The 14,615-nt window shown below is 64.3% G+C and carries 15 protein-coding genes; 11 read left to right on the top strand and 4 right to left on the bottom strand.

What is annotated here, in order from left to right:
- Positions 1-13: 13 nt before the first annotated feature.
- From nifN to fdxB, 5 genes are read left to right on the top strand one after another with little or no spacing between them, the layout of a single operon-like run.
- Positions 14-1,423, top strand: a complete 1,410-nt coding sequence (gene nifN / locus LHU53_RS13925; RefSeq protein WP_227333268.1) for a nitrogenase iron-molybdenum cofactor biosynthesis protein NifN — start codon at positions 14-16, stop codon at positions 1,421-1,423.
- A 24-nt stretch (positions 1,424-1,447) separates the two neighbouring features.
- Positions 1,448-1,858, top strand: coding sequence for a nitrogen fixation protein NifX (nifX, locus tag LHU53_RS13920; protein ID WP_227333267.1), 411 nt, complete (start codon positions 1,448-1,450; stop codon positions 1,856-1,858).
- The gene (locus LHU53_RS13915; protein ID WP_227333266.1) at positions 1,855-2,349 is read left to right on the top strand and encodes a NifX-associated nitrogen fixation protein; all 495 of its coding nucleotides are present in this window, start codon (positions 1,855-1,857) and stop codon (positions 2,347-2,349) included. Before nifX ends, LHU53_RS13915 begins: the two co-directional genes overlap by 4 nt.
- A 2-nt stretch (positions 2,350-2,351) precedes the next feature.
- Entirely contained in the window at positions 2,352-2,552 is a 201-nt protein-coding gene (locus LHU53_RS13910) for a CCE_0567 family metalloprotein (RefSeq protein WP_227333265.1), read from the top strand.
- A gap of 26 nt (positions 2,553-2,578) precedes the next feature.
- Positions 2,579-2,890, top strand: a complete 312-nt coding sequence (fdxB, locus tag LHU53_RS13905; protein WP_227333264.1) for a ferredoxin III, nif-specific — start codon at positions 2,579-2,581, stop codon at positions 2,888-2,890.
- Between the two features lie 48 nt (positions 2,891-2,938).
- On the opposite strand, the gene LHU53_RS13900 is transcribed toward fdxB, so the two are convergent.
- Positions 2,939-3,631, bottom strand: a complete 693-nt coding sequence (locus tag LHU53_RS13900) for a response regulator transcription factor (RefSeq protein WP_227333263.1) — start codon at positions 3,629-3,631, stop codon at positions 2,939-2,941.
- On the bottom strand, positions 3,628-5,319 hold the full coding sequence (locus tag LHU53_RS13895) for an ATP-binding protein (protein WP_227333262.1): 1,692 nt from the start codon (positions 5,317-5,319) through the stop codon (positions 3,628-3,630). Before LHU53_RS13895 ends, LHU53_RS13900 begins: the two co-directional genes overlap by 4 nt.
- A gap of 278 nt (positions 5,320-5,597) precedes the next feature.
- Here LHU53_RS13895 and LHU53_RS13890 point away from each other — a divergent pair, with 278 nt between their 5' ends.
- From LHU53_RS13890 to LHU53_RS13880, 4 genes are all read left to right on the top strand, one after another.
- Positions 5,598-5,810, top strand: coding sequence for a hypothetical protein (locus tag LHU53_RS13890; protein ID WP_227333261.1), 213 nt, complete (start codon positions 5,598-5,600; stop codon positions 5,808-5,810).
- Positions 5,811-5,904: 94 nt separating this feature from the next.
- The gene (locus LHU53_RS19745; protein WP_255632042.1) at positions 5,905-6,036 is read left to right on the top strand and encodes a hypothetical protein; all 132 of its coding nucleotides are present in this window, start codon (positions 5,905-5,907) and stop codon (positions 6,034-6,036) included.
- An 86-nt stretch (positions 6,037-6,122) separates the two neighbouring features.
- Positions 6,123-7,418 carry a PAS domain-containing hybrid sensor histidine kinase/response regulator gene (locus LHU53_RS19890; protein WP_227333260.1) on the top strand — a complete coding sequence of 432 codons (1,296 nt, stop codon included), beginning with the start codon at positions 6,123-6,125 and terminating at the stop codon, positions 7,416-7,418.
- A gap of 164 nt (positions 7,419-7,582) precedes the next feature.
- Positions 7,583-9,841 carry a penicillin-binding protein 1A gene (locus LHU53_RS13880; RefSeq protein WP_255632041.1) on the top strand — a complete coding sequence of 753 codons (2,259 nt, stop codon included), beginning with the start codon at positions 7,583-7,585 and terminating at the stop codon, positions 9,839-9,841.
- A gap of 17 nt (positions 9,842-9,858) precedes the next feature.
- On the opposite strand, the gene LHU53_RS13875 is transcribed toward LHU53_RS13880, so the two are convergent.
- Together LHU53_RS13875 and LHU53_RS13870 are read right to left on the bottom strand one after the other, a co-directional pair.
- Positions 9,859-10,887, bottom strand: coding sequence for an isocitrate/isopropylmalate dehydrogenase family protein (locus LHU53_RS13875; RefSeq protein WP_227333259.1), 1,029 nt, complete (start codon positions 10,885-10,887; stop codon positions 9,859-9,861).
- A gap of 52 nt (positions 10,888-10,939) precedes the next feature.
- A complete protein-coding gene (locus LHU53_RS13870) occupies positions 10,940-12,175 on the bottom strand; it encodes an NAD(P)/FAD-dependent oxidoreductase (RefSeq protein ID WP_227333258.1) in 1,236 nt (411 codons plus the stop codon).
- Between the two features lie 215 nt (positions 12,176-12,390).
- Between LHU53_RS13870 and LHU53_RS13865 the strand changes: the two genes are divergently transcribed.
- Together LHU53_RS13865 and LHU53_RS13860 are read left to right on the top strand one after the other, a co-directional pair.
- Positions 12,391-13,776 carry an MFS transporter gene (locus LHU53_RS13865; protein ID WP_370632307.1) on the top strand — a complete coding sequence of 462 codons (1,386 nt, stop codon included), beginning with the start codon at positions 12,391-12,393 and terminating at the stop codon, positions 13,774-13,776.
- 20 nt (positions 13,777-13,796) lie between these two features.
- Positions 13,797-14,615: a TlpA family protein disulfide reductase gene (locus LHU53_RS13860; protein WP_227333256.1), complete on the top strand. Its 819-nt coding sequence runs from the start codon at positions 13,797-13,799 to the stop codon at positions 14,613-14,615.

Below are 14,615 nucleotides of genomic sequence, written 5' to 3'. Positions count from 1 at the left end.
AGAACCCTGCTTCATGGCACACGTTGTTGAATCCAAAAAAGCCTGTGCGGTCAACCCGCTCAAGATGAGCCAGCCGTTGGGCGCCAGTCTGGCCTTTCTGGGGCTGGACGCCTGCATGCCGGTGATGCACGGCTCGCAAGGCTGCACCTCGTTTGGCCTGGTGCTGCTGGTGCGCCACTTCAAGGAGTCGATTCCGTTACAAACCACCGCCATGAACGAGGTCACCTCGATCCTGGGCGGTTACGACAACATCGAGGCGGCGTTGCTCAATATCCGCAAGCGCGCCGCGCCCAAGATCATCGCCATCTGCTCCACTGGCCTGACCGAAACCAAAGGCGACGATGTAGAGGGGTTCATCGTCACGGTGCGCAAACGCCACCCCGAACTGGCCGACACCGAGATCATCTACGCCTCCACGCCCGACTATGTGGGCGGTTTTGAGGACGGCTACCGCCATGCCGTCACCGCCATCGTGCGCACCTTGGTCAAACCGTTGCCGGTCAAGCCCGATCAGGTCACGCTGTTGCCGGGCAGCCATTTGTCGCCCGCTGATATTGATGAGTTGCGCGAGATCATCGAAGCCTTTGGCCTGACGGTGATGGTGTTGCCCGACATGTCGGGCTCGCTCGATGGCCATATTCCGCCGGACTGGCGCGGCACCACGTTGGGCGGCACCACACTGGAAGACATTCGCGCTGCGGGTGCCTCGGCCCTGACGATTGGCGTGGGTGAACAAACCCGCGATGCCGCGCTGGCTTTGCAAGAGATTGCCGGGACACCGCTGGAAATTTTTGACCGGTTGACCGGCTTGGCGGTGAACGATCACTTTCTGCAGCGGCTGTCGCAACTCTCCGGTAAACCGGTGCCCGCCAAATACCGCCGCCAGCGCAGCCAATTGCTCGACGCCATGCTGGACGGCCATTTCTACACCGGCGGCATCAAGGTGGCCATCGCCGCCGAGCCTGACTTGCTGCTGGCCGTGGGTTGCCTGCTGCACGAGATGGGCGCCGAGCTGCGCTGTTGTGTCAGCACCACCAAATCGGCCGCCCATGCCCTGCTGCCCGCCGAGACCGTGTTGTTGGGCGACCTGGAAGACCTGGAGCGTGGCGCCGCCGATTGCGATCTGCTGGTGACCCATTCGCATGGCCGCCAGGCCGCCGAGCGGCTGGGCAAACCCTTGCTGCGCATCGGTTTCCCGGTGTTTGACCGCGTGGGCAACGCGCACCGCTGCCAGGTCGGTTACCGCGGCACCATGGCGCTGATTTTTGAGGTAGCCAACCTGATGATCGAGCAGATCAAACACCACCACGCGACCGACTGGCCGCTGAGCCCCGAGGCCCTGCGCGCTGCCTCAACCGTTGCCGCCGACCCTGAGTTTTCCGCTTCACCCGCCCACCCCAGCCTGGCCGAGACCAGCGCCTGACTCACCTTTAATAAGGAGCGCACCATGAAAATCGCCTTCACCACCCAGGACAAAGCGCGTGTGGATGCGCACTTTGGCTGGGCGCCCAGCATCGTCGTGTACGACATCTCGCCCGAGGGCTACCACTTCGTCGAGAGCTTCGAGTTTGGCAGCGACCTCGAAGAAGATGGCGACGAAGACAAACTCGGCCCCAAGATCGCCGCCATCCAGGACTGCGCCATCGTGTATGTGGCGGCCATTGGCGGCTCGGCGGCTGCGCGTGTGGTGGCGCTGAAGGTTCACCCCATCAAGGTGCCGCAACCCGAGTCGATCACCGGCATTCTGGACAAGCTGCAGGGGGTGCTCAACGGTACACCGCCACCGTGGCTGCGCAAGGCGCTGGCCAAAGACGGCGTGCGCAGCTTTAACTTTGAAGAAGACGAGGTGACCCCATGACCGAGCAAGCCACCCTGGACATCGCCACCGAGCCCGCCAGCGACGCGGCTCACTTGGCCAGCCCGTTTGTGCAGCAGTTGATCAAACAGCTGCGTGCGCAGGACATCAATGGCACCTGGGACAACAAAACCGACCTGCAGCTGCTCAAACCCTACCTGCACACCGCCGAAGAGCGGCGCGCCCTGCCCATCATCGGCGACCCGGACCCCGAGACGCTGTGGCACCTGGAACTGTTTTACAACGCCATTGCGGTCGCCATCGAGCACGAGACCGGCCAGATGGTCTCGCCCATGATGAAGATGAGCCACGAAGGTTTTGGCCGCATGGTGCTGCTGGCCGGGCGGCTGGTGGTGGTCAACAAACAGCTGCGCGACGTACACCGCTTTGGCTTCACCTCGCTGGCCAAGCTGTCCGAGGCGGGCACCAAGTTCCTGAACGAAGCGGTCACCATGATCCGCACCTACCCCGAAGTTGCCCAATACGGAGCCTGACCATGCCCATGGAAACCGACGAACTCAAGGCGCGGCTGAAAAAACTCAACGCCCGCGCCACCCAGGCCAAGATGGACCTGCATGACCTGTCCGAAGAGCTGCCGACCAACTGGGAATCAATCCTGCAGGTGGCCCAACGTTGCCATGAAGCCCACGCCATGCTGATGGACGCCCGCCAAGCCGCCGCAGCGGCCGGGCTCTGAACCGCAAAGCCTAAGGAGACGCAGACATGACCAGCCCCTACACCGTGACCCTGCCCAGCGGCGAGGTCTGGACACCGACCTTTGTCACCGCCATCGACGACGAAAAATGCATCGGCTGCGGCCGCTGCTTCAAAGTCTGCCCGCGCGGCGTGATGGAACTGGTCGGCCTCACCGAAGACGGCGAGCGCATCGCCGTTGATCTGGACGACGATGACGACGACGAGGAATACGAAAAGAAGGTCATGACCCTGGCCCACCCGGAGCAGTGCATCGGCTGCACGTCGTGCGCCAAGATCTGCCCGAAAAAGTGTTATTCGCACGCACCCGCCATGGTGTGACGCTGTTCTGCGTGAGGGGCGTGGGTGATGACGCTGGCCGCCAGCGGGTCATGCCAAGGCGGGCAGGGCGGGCAAGGTGGGCGCGCCGGTTTTGTCTTCAGGGCCGCTGGCGTCTCTGGCCACACGGTCGGTGCGCCGTCGTGTCGGCACGGCGAGGCGGGACAGGTCCAGCACCGTGCTGGCGCCGGTCTTGTGCATCACCCGGGCCCGGTGGACTTCCACCGTCCGGTAGCTGATGCCCAGTTGCCGTGCAATTTCCTTGTTGGTCAGGCCTTGCACGGCCAGGGTCATCACCTCACGTTCGCGCTCCGTCAGTGCGGCCATGCGGCTGGCAACGCTGCGGCTCATTTCTGTCTGCTCGTACAGCAGCACACCGGCATTGAGAGCGCTCTGCACACTGTTCATCAGCGCTTGGGCGGTGACGGGTTTGGTCAGAAAGTCGATCGCCCCCGCCTTGATGGCCCGCACACTTTGCGCAATATCGCCGTAACCTGTCAAGAAAATCAGCGGGATGTGGCAGCCGCGCCGTGTCAGCTCTTTCTGCAGCGCCATCCCGTCCATGCCGGGCATATGGATGTCAACAATGACGCAACTCACCGGCAGCCAGCGGTTGGTGGCCAGGAAATCCTCGGCACTGGCAAAGCTCTCCACCAGGACGTTTTCCTGTTCCAGCAGCAGCGTCAATGATTCCCGCACCGCCGGGTCGTCGTCCACGATATACACCTTGACTAATTTCTTCATGATGCAAAAGGTAGTGAAAAGTGCAGAATGGCGCCCGGCCCGGGCGCGGGGTCAACCCACAGCTGGCCGCCGTTGGCCTCGACGAGCGCGCGGCTGATGGCCAAGCCCAGGCCGATGCCGTTGGTTTTGGTGGTGAAGAACGGGTCGAACGCGCGTTTGATCGACTCGGCGCTGAAGCCGGGTCCTCGGTCATACACGCTCACTTGGGCCATCGGGATGTCGGCCATGTGGCGCACCATGACCTTGATCGTGATCGCGTCATGCGGCAGGTCCTTGGTATGCATCGCCTCGCAGGCGTTTTGCACCAGGTTGATGACCACTTTCTGAATCTGCAGACGGTTGATTTGTACTGGCGGCAGATCAGGGTCTTGCTCCAGAGCCACCGTGCAGGTGCAATGGTTGCCCTTTTCGACAAACCCGACCGCCTCCGACACCACCTGGTTCAGGTCCAGCGACTCGGTGGCGGTCTCGCCTTTGTGCAGAAAGTCAAGCAATTCGTGTAACGCCCGCCCGGCGCGCTGGGCCTGTTGCACCGCACCCTCGAGCGCACGTTTCAGTTTGTCCTTCTGCTTCACCCCATCACGCAGCATGTGCAGGGCGGCCTCGCTGTAGGCCGACACCGAGATCAGTGGCTGGTTGATTTCGTGGGCGATGGCCGCAGCCGTCTGCGTGGCGATTTGCTGGTGCGCCAGCAGCTCCATGGCATGGCGTCGGGCCCGCACCTCTTCCTCCAGTTGGACATGTTCGGTGATGTCGTTCACGGTGCCGATGATCCGCACGGCCAACCCGTCCCGGTAATACACCCGGCCAAAAGCCACGACATGGTGCACGACGCCCGTGACCCGGTTGACCACACGGTACTTGGCGAAATAGTGGCCGTTGCCACGCGGGCTGAGCGATCGGGCCAGGGCGGTCTGCATCGCCTGGCGGTCGTCCGGGTGCACCCCGGCCACCACCTGTTGAAAGCTGACCGGCTCATTGGGCTCAAAGCCCCAGATCTCGCGCAGGCGGTTGTCCAGCAGGGGAAGGTCGCCTGTCAGGTAGTCGTCAAACAAGCCCAAACCACTGGCGGCGGTCGCCATTTGCAGACGATCTTCCCGGGTTTGCAGCTCAGCCAGTGCCTGTTTCAGGTCGGTGATGTCGCTCAGCGCGATGCGCACGCCCCGCAACTCACCCGCCACCTGAATGGCGGCGCACTTGACACGCACCGTGGTCACTGCGCCGTCTCGGCCTATCAGATCAATTTCGCCGCGCTGGAGCTCGTTGCCTTGCAGCGCCTGCTGCCAAAACATGTGCCAGGCGTGCTGGTTGGCGGGCGCCACGTACTGGAAAAACCGTCGGTGCAGCAGGGTTTGCCGGTTGTCCTGAAGCAGCTTGGCGCCGTACAGGTTGATCTCTTCGATGCTGCCGTCCACGCTCAGGGTGAGGTGCCCGACGGGGGCCATCTCATACAAATCCTGGTAGCGGTCGCGCGACTCTTCCAGGATGACCTGCGCCTCATGCAAGGCCTCGTTTTGCATCTCCAGCTCAAGTTGATGGACGCGCAGTTCGTGCAAGACGGGGTCGGCCGACGCGTTGGCGTCGTCCCGCATCGAAGCTGCCAGTTGCGCCTCGGCGGTCTTTCTCAAGGGGTTTTGTTCATCGTCTGCAGGTTGGATGGACGGGAACAACGGGTCTTCTGCGTGCATGACCACCGAGGCTGCCGTGGGTGGCTTCGGCGCAGGGTGATGACCCTTCTTCCGTGGTGGACGCGTTGTCATTCTTCTCTCTCCGCTGAACCGCTCGGGCATCGTGACCAGAGGGCGCTGACAGCGTAACAAAAAGGTGTGTCCGCGTCTATACAAAGCTGTATCTTCATACATACGTGCAACTGCTTACCAACCGCACCGTAAGCGCGAGCACGTATTCACAAGCCCCAAGCTGCTCGATAAGCTCCCGGCCCACATCAGTTCCAAAAAGTGCGGCCATGAAGCAACTTGAAACGACTCACCCATCTGGCACTGGCACCCTCCCGCCCGATGCACCCCGAACCCGCTGGATGCCGGTGGCATCAGGTCATTCCCACCCCACGGCCTCTGCAGCCTATTTCAAGGCGCAGGCGCAAAGTTTCGGCCCCAGCGCGGAGATGCATGACTGGATGGTGGTGATGGACGAACTTAGCCAACAGCCACGCCCCTAGCCTGTCCCCTTTTTTGATCCACGCCAAGACGTGGACACCCGCCATCCCCTGTCACACGCCTAACGCTTGGCCAACGAACCCGAGGAGACAACCCATGTTTGATTTGGCATACGCGACCCCCTTCGCCCGGGCCTCCATCGGCAGCCGCCAGATGCCTGTTGATGTCACGCCAGATGACAAGACCTGCACGTGGGGTGCCAACATGGCGGGGGGCGCCATTGCATGATGACGCTACCCGGCACCGGGCCCACCGCCCAGGGGCGAGCAACGAGCCCGCTAGCTTTTCGCCGTCATGAGCACACGCACATCCCGGTGCGGTCACCCCCGGTGACGGCACCGTCCGAGCCGCAGGACGCGCCACATGGCCTGCAAGCGCCCCCCTTCAGCGTGGCGACGCCAAACGACACCGTGCGGCAGCTACAGGAGGAACTGGCGGCGTTGCGGGAACGTTTTGCTGACTTTTATGAGATGGCCCCGGTGGGCTACCTCACCATCACCGACAAGGGGGTGGTGGCCGAGGCCAACCTGACCGCGGCCCATTTCCTGAGAACCGAGCGCGCCAAGCTGCTGACCTGTCCTTTTTCGCAGTTCGTGGTGCCCGAGCAGACGGATCTGTGGCACACCTACTGCGTCAAGGCCTTCAAACAGGACGAGAAACTCAGCGCTGAGCTGGCGCTGGTGGCTGCAGACGGTTTTCGCCTGCATGTGCGGCTGGACAGTCTGCGCCTGCTCAAACCCGGGCAGCCTGCCACCTTGCGCGTCGTGGTGACGGACGTGATGCAGCAGGTCAAGGCGGCCGCCGAACTCAAACGCTACCAGTACCGGCTGGAAGAGTTGGTGGCGCAGCGCACCGCTGAACTGCACCAGGCGCAACAGGCGGCCGAGGTGGCCAACCAGGCCAAAAGCGCTTTTCTCGCCAATGTCTCGCATGAAATCCGCACCCCGCTCAACACCATCGCGGGCATGCTCTACCTGCTGCGCCGCTCCGGCCTGACGCTTGAGCAACTCGGGCGCCTTGACAAGATGGAAGCTGCAGAAAGGCGGCTGCTCAAAATCATGGATGCCATCCTGACCGTGGCCGACATCGAGTCGTGCCAATTTGTGCCGGCGCTGGAGGCCGTGCAGGTCAGCAGCGTGGTGGACAACGTGGTGAACGCGCACCGGTCGGCGGCCCGGGCCAAGGGTCTGCGGGTGGTCTGCGAGGTGGCGCGGGTGGCGCCGTTGCTGCTGGGTGACCGGGTCAAGCTGCAGCAGGCTTTGCACAATCTGGTGGACAACGCCATCAAGTTCACCGAATCGGGCACGGTCACGGTGCGTGTTGACACGGTGGACGAAAGCGGCGACAGCGTCTTGTTGCGTTTTGAGGTGACCGACACCGGGATCGGCATTGCACCCGAAGACAGCCCGCGGCTGTTTGGCCTGTTTGAGCAGGCCGACAACTCGACCACCCGGCGATTTGCCGGGGTGGGGCTGGGCCTGGTCATGACCAGGAAGCTGGCGCAGCTCATGGGCGGTGAGGCCGGCATGGTCAGCACACCGCTGGTCGGCAGCAGTTTCTGGTTCACCGCCTGGCTGAAAAAAGCCACCTGCCCGCTGCCTCCGGGGTGACGAGCCAGACCATGACCGGCTCGCTGGTTGCAAACCTTTACAACTGAGACGGTCTATTTCACGCAAGCGACGCCGCTGCAACGGGCGCTGTCACGATAATCCGGGGCTTTTGACCCTTGCTGCACGTGGCAGCGCACCCCCGGGTCTTTTTTGCCTTGTCCATCTTGAAACCATTCCTCTCTGCCGGCCTGTGCCGCGTGCTGTTGCTGTGGGCACTGAGCTGGCCCGTGGCCTTTGCCGCCACCCCGCTGGACCTGCCCAGCCTGGACGTCCTGACCGACTACCGGCCCAAAATCCCGCTGCGCGTCTACACCAGTGACAACGTGCTGATTGGTGAGTTTGGCCAGGAGCGGCGTGACTTTGTAGCCATCAAAGACATCCCGTTGATCCAGCGCCAGGCGCTGCTGGCCATTGAAGACGCGCGTTTTTACGACCACGGCGGGGTGGATTACAAAGGCGTGGTGCGGGCCGTGCTGGCGGACCTGAGTGGAGGCCTCAAGCAGGGTGCCTCCACCATCACCATGCAGCTGGCGCGCAACTTTTTCCTGACCCGCGAAAAGCTGATTTCGCGCAAGATCACCGAGGTGATGCTGGCCTACAAGATTGAGCGCGAGCTGAGCAAAGACCAGATTCTGGAGCTCTACATGAACCAGATTTACCTGGGCCAGCGGGCGTACGGCTTCAGCAGCGCGGCGCGCATTTACTTTGGCAAACCGCTGAAAGACCTGACGCTGGCGCAGGCCGCCATGCTGGCCGGTTTGCCGCAAGCGCCGTCCAGCATCAACCCGATTGCCAACCCCACGCGCGCCAAAGCTCGCCAGGCGCTGGTGCTCAAACGCATGCTGGCGCTGGGTTACATCACCGAGGCGCAGCACAAGGCCGCGTTGCAGGAAAACCTGCATGTGCTGGGCGAGGGCCAGTCGGTGGGCAACCATGCGCAGCACGCGGCCGAGATGGTGCGCCAGGCCATCTATGCCCAGTTCAAGGACGAGGCCTACACCCGCGGCATCAGTGTCACCACCACGCTGGTCAATGCCGATCAAAAAGCCGCTTATGACGCGCTGCGCCGCCATGTGCTGGCCTATGACCAGCGCCACGGCTACCGTGGGCCCGAGGCCCACATCACCCTGCCCGCCAACACCACCGAGCGGCAGAAACTCATCGAGGCCACGCTGCAGCAGCACCCGGCCAGCGACGCACTGCTGGCGGCGGTGGTGCTGTCGGCCAAACCGGGCAGCGTGCAGGCGGTGCTGGCCAATGGTGAAACGATTGAGCTGGTGGCCGATGGCCTGCGCTGGGCGGCGGCCGCCCTGTCGCCCAAAGCGTCGGTGGCGCTCAAGATCCGGCCCGGTTCGGTGATCCGTGTCGTCAAAACCAGCCGCGGCGGCTGGGCCATGGCGCAGTTGCCCACGGTAGGCGCCGCATTGGTCGCGCTGAACAACCAGACCGGCGCCTACCGCGCCCTGGTGGGCGGGTTTGATTTTGGTCTCAGCGAGTTCAACCACGTCACGCAGGCCTGGCGCCAGCCTGGCTCGACCATGAAGCCGTTCATTTACTCGGCCGCGCTGGAAAAAGGCTACTCACCGGGCACGCTGGTGAATGACGCGCCGCTGACGCTGACCTCGGCCGAGACCGGTGGCCCGCCCTGGTCGCCGCAAAACGACGACAACGTTTACGACGGCGCCATCACCCTGCGTACCGCGCTGGCGCAGTCCAAAAACGTGGCGGCGGTGCGGCTGCTGCGCGGCATCACGCCGCAAGTGGCACATGACTTTTTGCCGCGTTTTGGTTTTGACGCGGCCCGGCACCCGGTCAACTACACGCTGGCGCTGGGCACCGGCGCGGTCACGCCGCTGCAGATGGCCGGGGCGTACTCGGTGTTTGCCAATGGCGGTTATCAGATCAACCCGTATTTGATCCAGAAGGTGGTGGACAGCCGCGGTACGGTGCTGTTTGAGGCCAAACCGGCGCTGCCCGCGCAGGAGAGCGCGCGGGTGCTGGATGCGCGCAACGCCTTCATCACCGACAGCCTGCTGCGTGAAGTGGTCACCTCGGGTACGGGCGCCGCCGCCTCCAACCGGCTGGCCCGGTCAGACCTGGCGGGCAAGACCGGCACCAGCAGCGATGCGTTTGACGGCTGGTTTGCCGGTTACAGCGGCAGCACCACGGCGGTGGCGTGGATGGGCTTTGACGAGCCGCGCTCGTTGGGGGCGCGTGAATTTGGGTCCACCGTGGCGCTGCCGATCTGGATTGACTTCATGCGCACCAGCCTGGCGGGCCAGCCGCTGCATCGCATGCCGCAGCCCGCCGGGGTGACGCAGGCTCAGGGTGACTGGGTGCTGGAAGAGTTTCAGACTGCAGGCGGCGTCTGGCGGCTGGACCTGGACCCGCTGCAGTGGCTGAAAGACCTGTTTGCGGGCTGAACCGACGCTGCCGTCAGTCAGCCGCGGATGCGGCGGACCAGCGCCTGGGTGAACTCTGCCGTGCCCGCCTTGCCACCCAGATCGCCGGTGCGCACCCCATCGGCGTTGAGCGTCTCATCAATCGCGGTGCGCAGCTTGGTGGCCATGGCGGGCAGCTTGACGTGGTCCAGCATCATGGCCGCAGCCAGCATCAGGGCGATCGGGTTGGCCATGCCTTGGCCGGCAATGTCCGGCGCCGAGCCGTGCACGGCTTCAAAAATGGCCGCGTCGGCCCCAATGTTGGCGCCGGGCGCCATGCCCAAACCACCCACCAGCCCGGCCACCAGGTCAGACAAAATGTCGCCAAACAAATTGGTGGTGACCAGCATGTCGAACTGCCAGGGGTTGAGCACCAGTTTCATCGCGCAGGCGTCGATGATCACCGTGTCCAGCTCAAATTTGCCTTTGTACTTGTCTTCATAGAGCTTCAGACCGGTCTCCAGGAAGATGCCGGTCAGCGCCTTCATGATGTTGGCCTTGTGCACGATGGTGACTTTTTTGCGCCCGGTGGTCACGGCGTGGTCAAAGGCAAATTCGAGCAGGCGGCGCCCACCCGCGCGGGTGTTGATGCCGGTGGCCATGGCCACGGCGTGCGGGTCGTCGTCGATCTTTACATAGTGTTCATGGCCGATGTACAGGCCTTCCAGGTTTTCGCGCACAACCACCAGGTCGATCTTGTCAAAGCGCCCGCCGGGGATGAGGGTGCGGGCCGGGCGCAGGTTGGCGTAGAGCTGGAATTCTTCGCGCAGGCGCACGTTGGAGCTGCGGTAGCCACCGCCCGAGGGCGTTTCCAGCGGGCCTTTCAGGGCCAGGCGGGTGCGCCGGATGCTCTCTAGAGTGGCCGCAGGCAGCGGGTCACCGGCCACCTTCACGCCCTCCAGTCCGGCCACCTGGCGCTCCCAGACGAACGGGGCGCCCAAGGCGTCGAGGACCGCCAGCGTGGCGTCCATGATTTCGGGGCCGATGCCGTCGCCGGGGATCAGCGTGGCTGCAATGGGTGTTGTCATGGGGTGTCCTGGTGGATGGGCTGACAAAAAGGGAGGCTGCCCGTGGCGGGGTTCAGCCCTGGTTCAGCGCGACAAACGCGTCCATCACCAACTGCGGGTTGGCCATCAGGCGGTCTTTCCACTCGCCCAGATGGCGGTGCGACTGGATCAGCCCGCGAATCGCGCCCACATGGTGCGGGTGGCCGATGGTGATGGCGCCCACCAACTGGTCGCTCTGGAAACACAGGCGGGTGTAGATGTAGTTGGCCTCGTCCACCACCTCGGTGATGTCGCCATCGGCCGCACCTTGCCACTGGCCGAAGGTATGCGAGATCAGACCCACGGTGTCGAGCACGTTCATGCTCAGGCTGCCCCGGTAGGGCACGTTTTGCCCCGCCATGTTGAGCGCGGCAAAACGGCCGTGTTCGGTGGCGGTGGGTTGCAGCGCATGCACCACCCATTCGCCGGTGGAGAAATCGCGCCCCTGGGCCACGTCACCCGCGGCATAAATGTGCGGCACGCTGGTGCGCATGTGGGCGTCAATCACGACACCGCTGCGCACCTCGACCCCGGTGCCTTGCAAGAACGCCACGTTGGGGTGGACGCCGGTGGCCAGGATGATCAGGTCGGCGTCGAGCGTGCGGGTGTCCATCACCAGCCGCGGGCCGGGCTCGACGCGCAGGCTCTGGCCGCTGGTGATCACCTCGACACCACGGCTTTCCAGCCAGCGCTGCAACATGCGGCTGCCCACCGGGGTCATCATCGAGCGCAGGATTTGCCCGGAGCGCCCGGCCACCACTGACAGCTTTGCACCGCTGGCCACCAGAGATTTCATGATCACCCCCGCCACAAAACCGGCGCCCAGCAGCACGATGCGCGCGCCCGGTTTGAGCTGGGCGGCGATCTGGCGGGCGTCTTCCAGCGTCCAGCAGCTCACCACGCCGGGCAGGTCGGTGCCGGGCAGCGGTGGCAGGCTGGGCGACGAGCCGGTGGCCACCAGCAGCTCGTCATAGAGCAGGCGGGTGCCGTCGGCCAGCTCCACCTGACCGCCATCCGGCCCGGCGTGCACTTGCTGCACCTGGCCGTGCAGGTAGTGGATGCCAAGCGATGGCAGATGTTGGACCGATCGGCGCTGGCGGGCGCCGTCTTCGTCGATGGCGCCGGTCAGGATGTACGGGATGGCCATGCGGGCGTAGGGTTCACCCGGTTCGCCGCTGATCAGGGTGATGCTGGCCTGGGGCGCGTTCTCGCGCAGCGTTTCGGCAGCCCGCACGCCTGCGGCCCCGGCGCCAATGATGACGAAGTTCATGGTGGCTCGCCTTGTTGTGCACCCGGTGCGGATGCGTTGTGATGGAACCCGACTCGCTCAAATTCTAGGGGGGAATGGGCCGTGGTGCGTGGCCCGCGTCGTGCCAGAGCGTGGTTGGGACGCCTTGCAGCAGCGGGCGGTGCAGACTGAAAATGGTCAAAAACACTACACTGCCCCATTTTTCACGCGGCTTGATTGCCTTTTGCGGAGTTTTGATGTCGTCTGCTTCCCTTCCTGCCGGTACACCCGCGTACCGGCGACTGATGACGGTGCTGTTCATCGGCGTCTTCATGTCGGCGCTGGACACGGCCATCCTGGCGCCGGTCATCCCTGCGCTGCGGGAAACCTTCCAGGTCGACAACCGGCAAGTGGGCCTAGTGATGATCGCCTTCATCCTGTCGTCTTTGAGCAGCACCGCGCCGCTGGCCAGCCTGGGCGACCGCTACGGGCGCCGCCCCATCTACATGATCAGCATCGCGCTGTTTGCCCTGGGCTCGCTGGTGATTGCGCTGGCGCCCACCTTCTGGATGGTGGTGCTGGGCCGGGCCATTCAGGGCGTTGGCGGGGGCGGCATCATTCCCACCGCCAGCGCGGTGATTGCCGATGCGCTGCCACCCAAGGAGCGTGGCCGGGCACTTGGCCTGATTGGCGCCACCTACGGCATGGCCTTTGTGCTGGGCCCGCCGCTGGCCGGGCTGGTGATGGTTACGCTGAACTGGCACTGGATCTTTCTGGCCAACCTGCCGATTGCCGCCTTTGTGCTGTACCTGAGCGTGCGGGCGATACCCAGCCAGCGGCCCCAAGGCGCGTTGCCGCCGCTGGACTGGGGCGGCATCGTCATCCTGGTGCTGTTGCTGGCCGCGCTGGTGGCCACCGTCACGCAGATTCTGGACGACATGACCGGCCAGACGGTGTGGCCGTTCACGCTGGTGGCCATGGTGCTGCTGCTGCCCCTGTTCATCTGGGTGGAGCGGCGGGCGCAGCAGCCGCTGGTGCCGATGTCGATGTTTGCCAACCGGCAACTGTCGCTGACCTATCTTTTGACTGTGGGCGCCGGGTTTGGCATGGGTAGCGTGATTTTTCTGACGTCGATTGCCACCTTGGCCTACGGGGTGGCGCGGGAGAACGCCGGTTTTGCGCTGTTGCCAATGGTGGTGTGCTCAATTATGGGGTCGATGGGCGCCGGGCGGCTGCTGAACCGGCTGGGGGCGCGCACGCTGATCCTGGTGGGGTTTGCCTTGCTGTGCGTCGGTTACGGCGCGTCGTCCTTGACCGGCTTTGGCCTGTGGGGGTTTCTGCTGGCCACCATGCCGGTCGGGCTGGGGGTGGGCGTGGTGGTGAGTGGTGCGCTGCGCACCATCGCCATTGAAGAGGCGCCGCTGGCGTTTCGTGGCACCGCGCAGGGGCTGATCAATATCTTCACCAGCGTCGGCACCTTGCTGTCGGCTGCGGCGATTGGCGCGCTGGCGGACTTTGGCGGGGCGGGTGTTGCAGGCTTCAGCGTGGCCTACGAGGTGGTGGCCGCCTTGATGGGGCTGATGCTGGTGCTGACGCTGGGGTTGCGCAAACACAGCCCGGCGCTGGAGACGCTCAACGTCTGACCCGCGCAGCCTGCCTGCCCATGTTGTCGGTATCGCTTGGCCCGCTGGCTTTGCCCGTGGCGCCGCTGATCTTGCTGCTGTCGGTGTGGGTGGCGGCCAGTGTGGCGGGTCGTCTGGTGGCCCCAGAGAGCCGGGCAAAAGCTGAAAACACCGTGTGGTACGCCCTGCTGCTGGGGATGCTGGCAGCCCGCCTGGGGTATGTGTTGCCCATTGCCGCCCTCTATCTGGCCACACCCTGGACCCTGTTGGACCTGCGCGATGGTGGCTGGCTGGCACCTGCCGGGTTGGCCGGTGGTGCGGCGTGGTTGGCCTGGCGCGCCTGGCAGTGGCCTGCTGCCAGACGGGCGTTGGGGCTGGCCGCGTTGACCGGGGTCACGCTCTGGGGCGGGGCCAGCGCGGTGGTGTGGTGGGCCGATGGCGGCACCGCGCGCCCACAAGCACCTGCAGTGATGTTGACGGAGGCTGCCACCGGGCAAGTGCGCAGCCTGCCAGACGTCATTCGAGGCCAGCCCGCCGTGGTCAACCTGTGGGCCAGTTGGTGTGGGCCGTGCCGCATCGAGATGCCCGACCTGGCCGCCGCGCAACTGCGCGAGCCCGGCGTGCGGTTCATCTTTGTCAACCAGGGCGAGTCTGCTCAGGTCATTCAGACCTACCTGCAGCGCGCCGGGCTGACGCTGCAAAACGTGTGGATGGACAACACCAGCAGCCTGGGTCCGGCTGTGGGCTCCCAGGGCCTGCCCACCACGCTGTTTTTTGATGCCCGAGGTCGGTTGGTGGACGCGCATTTCGGGGTGATCAACCCCGCCGCCCTACAAGCCAAAATTCAATCCTTGAAGTAG

Origin of the sequence: Rhodoferax sp. U2-2l (assembly GCF_020594515.1) — a bacterium.
Taxonomy (GTDB): Bacteria; Pseudomonadota; Gammaproteobacteria; order Burkholderiales; family Burkholderiaceae_C; genus Rhodoferax.
Note: the sequence above shows the minus strand (reverse complement) of the source record. Positions and strands in the feature narration are given on the sequence as shown.

Excerpts from the sequence above, each read along its gene's own strand:
- nifN (WP_227333268.1), top strand. The coding sequence starts at position 14 with ATGGCACACGTTGTTGAATCCAAAAAAGCCTGTGCGGTCAACCCGCTC.
- nifX (WP_227333267.1), top strand. The coding sequence starts at position 1,448 with ATGAAAATCGCCTTCACCACCCAGGACAAAGCGCGTGTGGATGCGCAC.
- LHU53_RS13915 (WP_227333266.1), top strand. The coding sequence starts at position 1,855 with ATGACCGAGCAAGCCACCCTGGACATCGCCACCGAGCCCGCCAGCGAC.
- LHU53_RS13910 (WP_227333265.1), top strand. The coding sequence starts at position 2,352 with ATGCCCATGGAAACCGACGAACTCAAGGCGCGGCTGAAAAAACTCAAC.
- fdxB (WP_227333264.1), top strand. The coding sequence starts at position 2,579 with ATGACCAGCCCCTACACCGTGACCCTGCCCAGCGGCGAGGTCTGGACA.
- LHU53_RS13900 (WP_227333263.1), bottom strand. The coding sequence starts at position 3,631 with ATGAAGAAATTAGTCAAGGTGTATATCGTGGACGACGACCCGGCGGTG.
- LHU53_RS13895 (WP_227333262.1), bottom strand. The coding sequence starts at position 5,319 with ATGCACGCAGAAGACCCGTTGTTCCCGTCCATCCAACCTGCAGACGAT.
- LHU53_RS13890 (WP_227333261.1), top strand. The coding sequence starts at position 5,598 with ATGAAGCAACTTGAAACGACTCACCCATCTGGCACTGGCACCCTCCCG.
- LHU53_RS19745 (WP_255632042.1), top strand. The coding sequence starts at position 5,905 with ATGTTTGATTTGGCATACGCGACCCCCTTCGCCCGGGCCTCCATCGGC.
- LHU53_RS13875 (WP_227333259.1), bottom strand. The coding sequence starts at position 10,887 with ATGACAACACCCATTGCAGCCACGCTGATCCCCGGCGACGGCATCGGC.
- LHU53_RS13870 (WP_227333258.1), bottom strand. The coding sequence starts at position 12,175 with ATGAACTTCGTCATCATTGGCGCCGGGGCCGCAGGCGTGCGGGCTGCC.
- LHU53_RS13865 (WP_370632307.1), top strand. The coding sequence starts at position 12,391 with ATGTCGTCTGCTTCCCTTCCTGCCGGTACACCCGCGTACCGGCGACTG.
- LHU53_RS13860 (WP_227333256.1), top strand. The coding sequence starts at position 13,797 with ATGTTGTCGGTATCGCTTGGCCCGCTGGCTTTGCCCGTGGCGCCGCTG.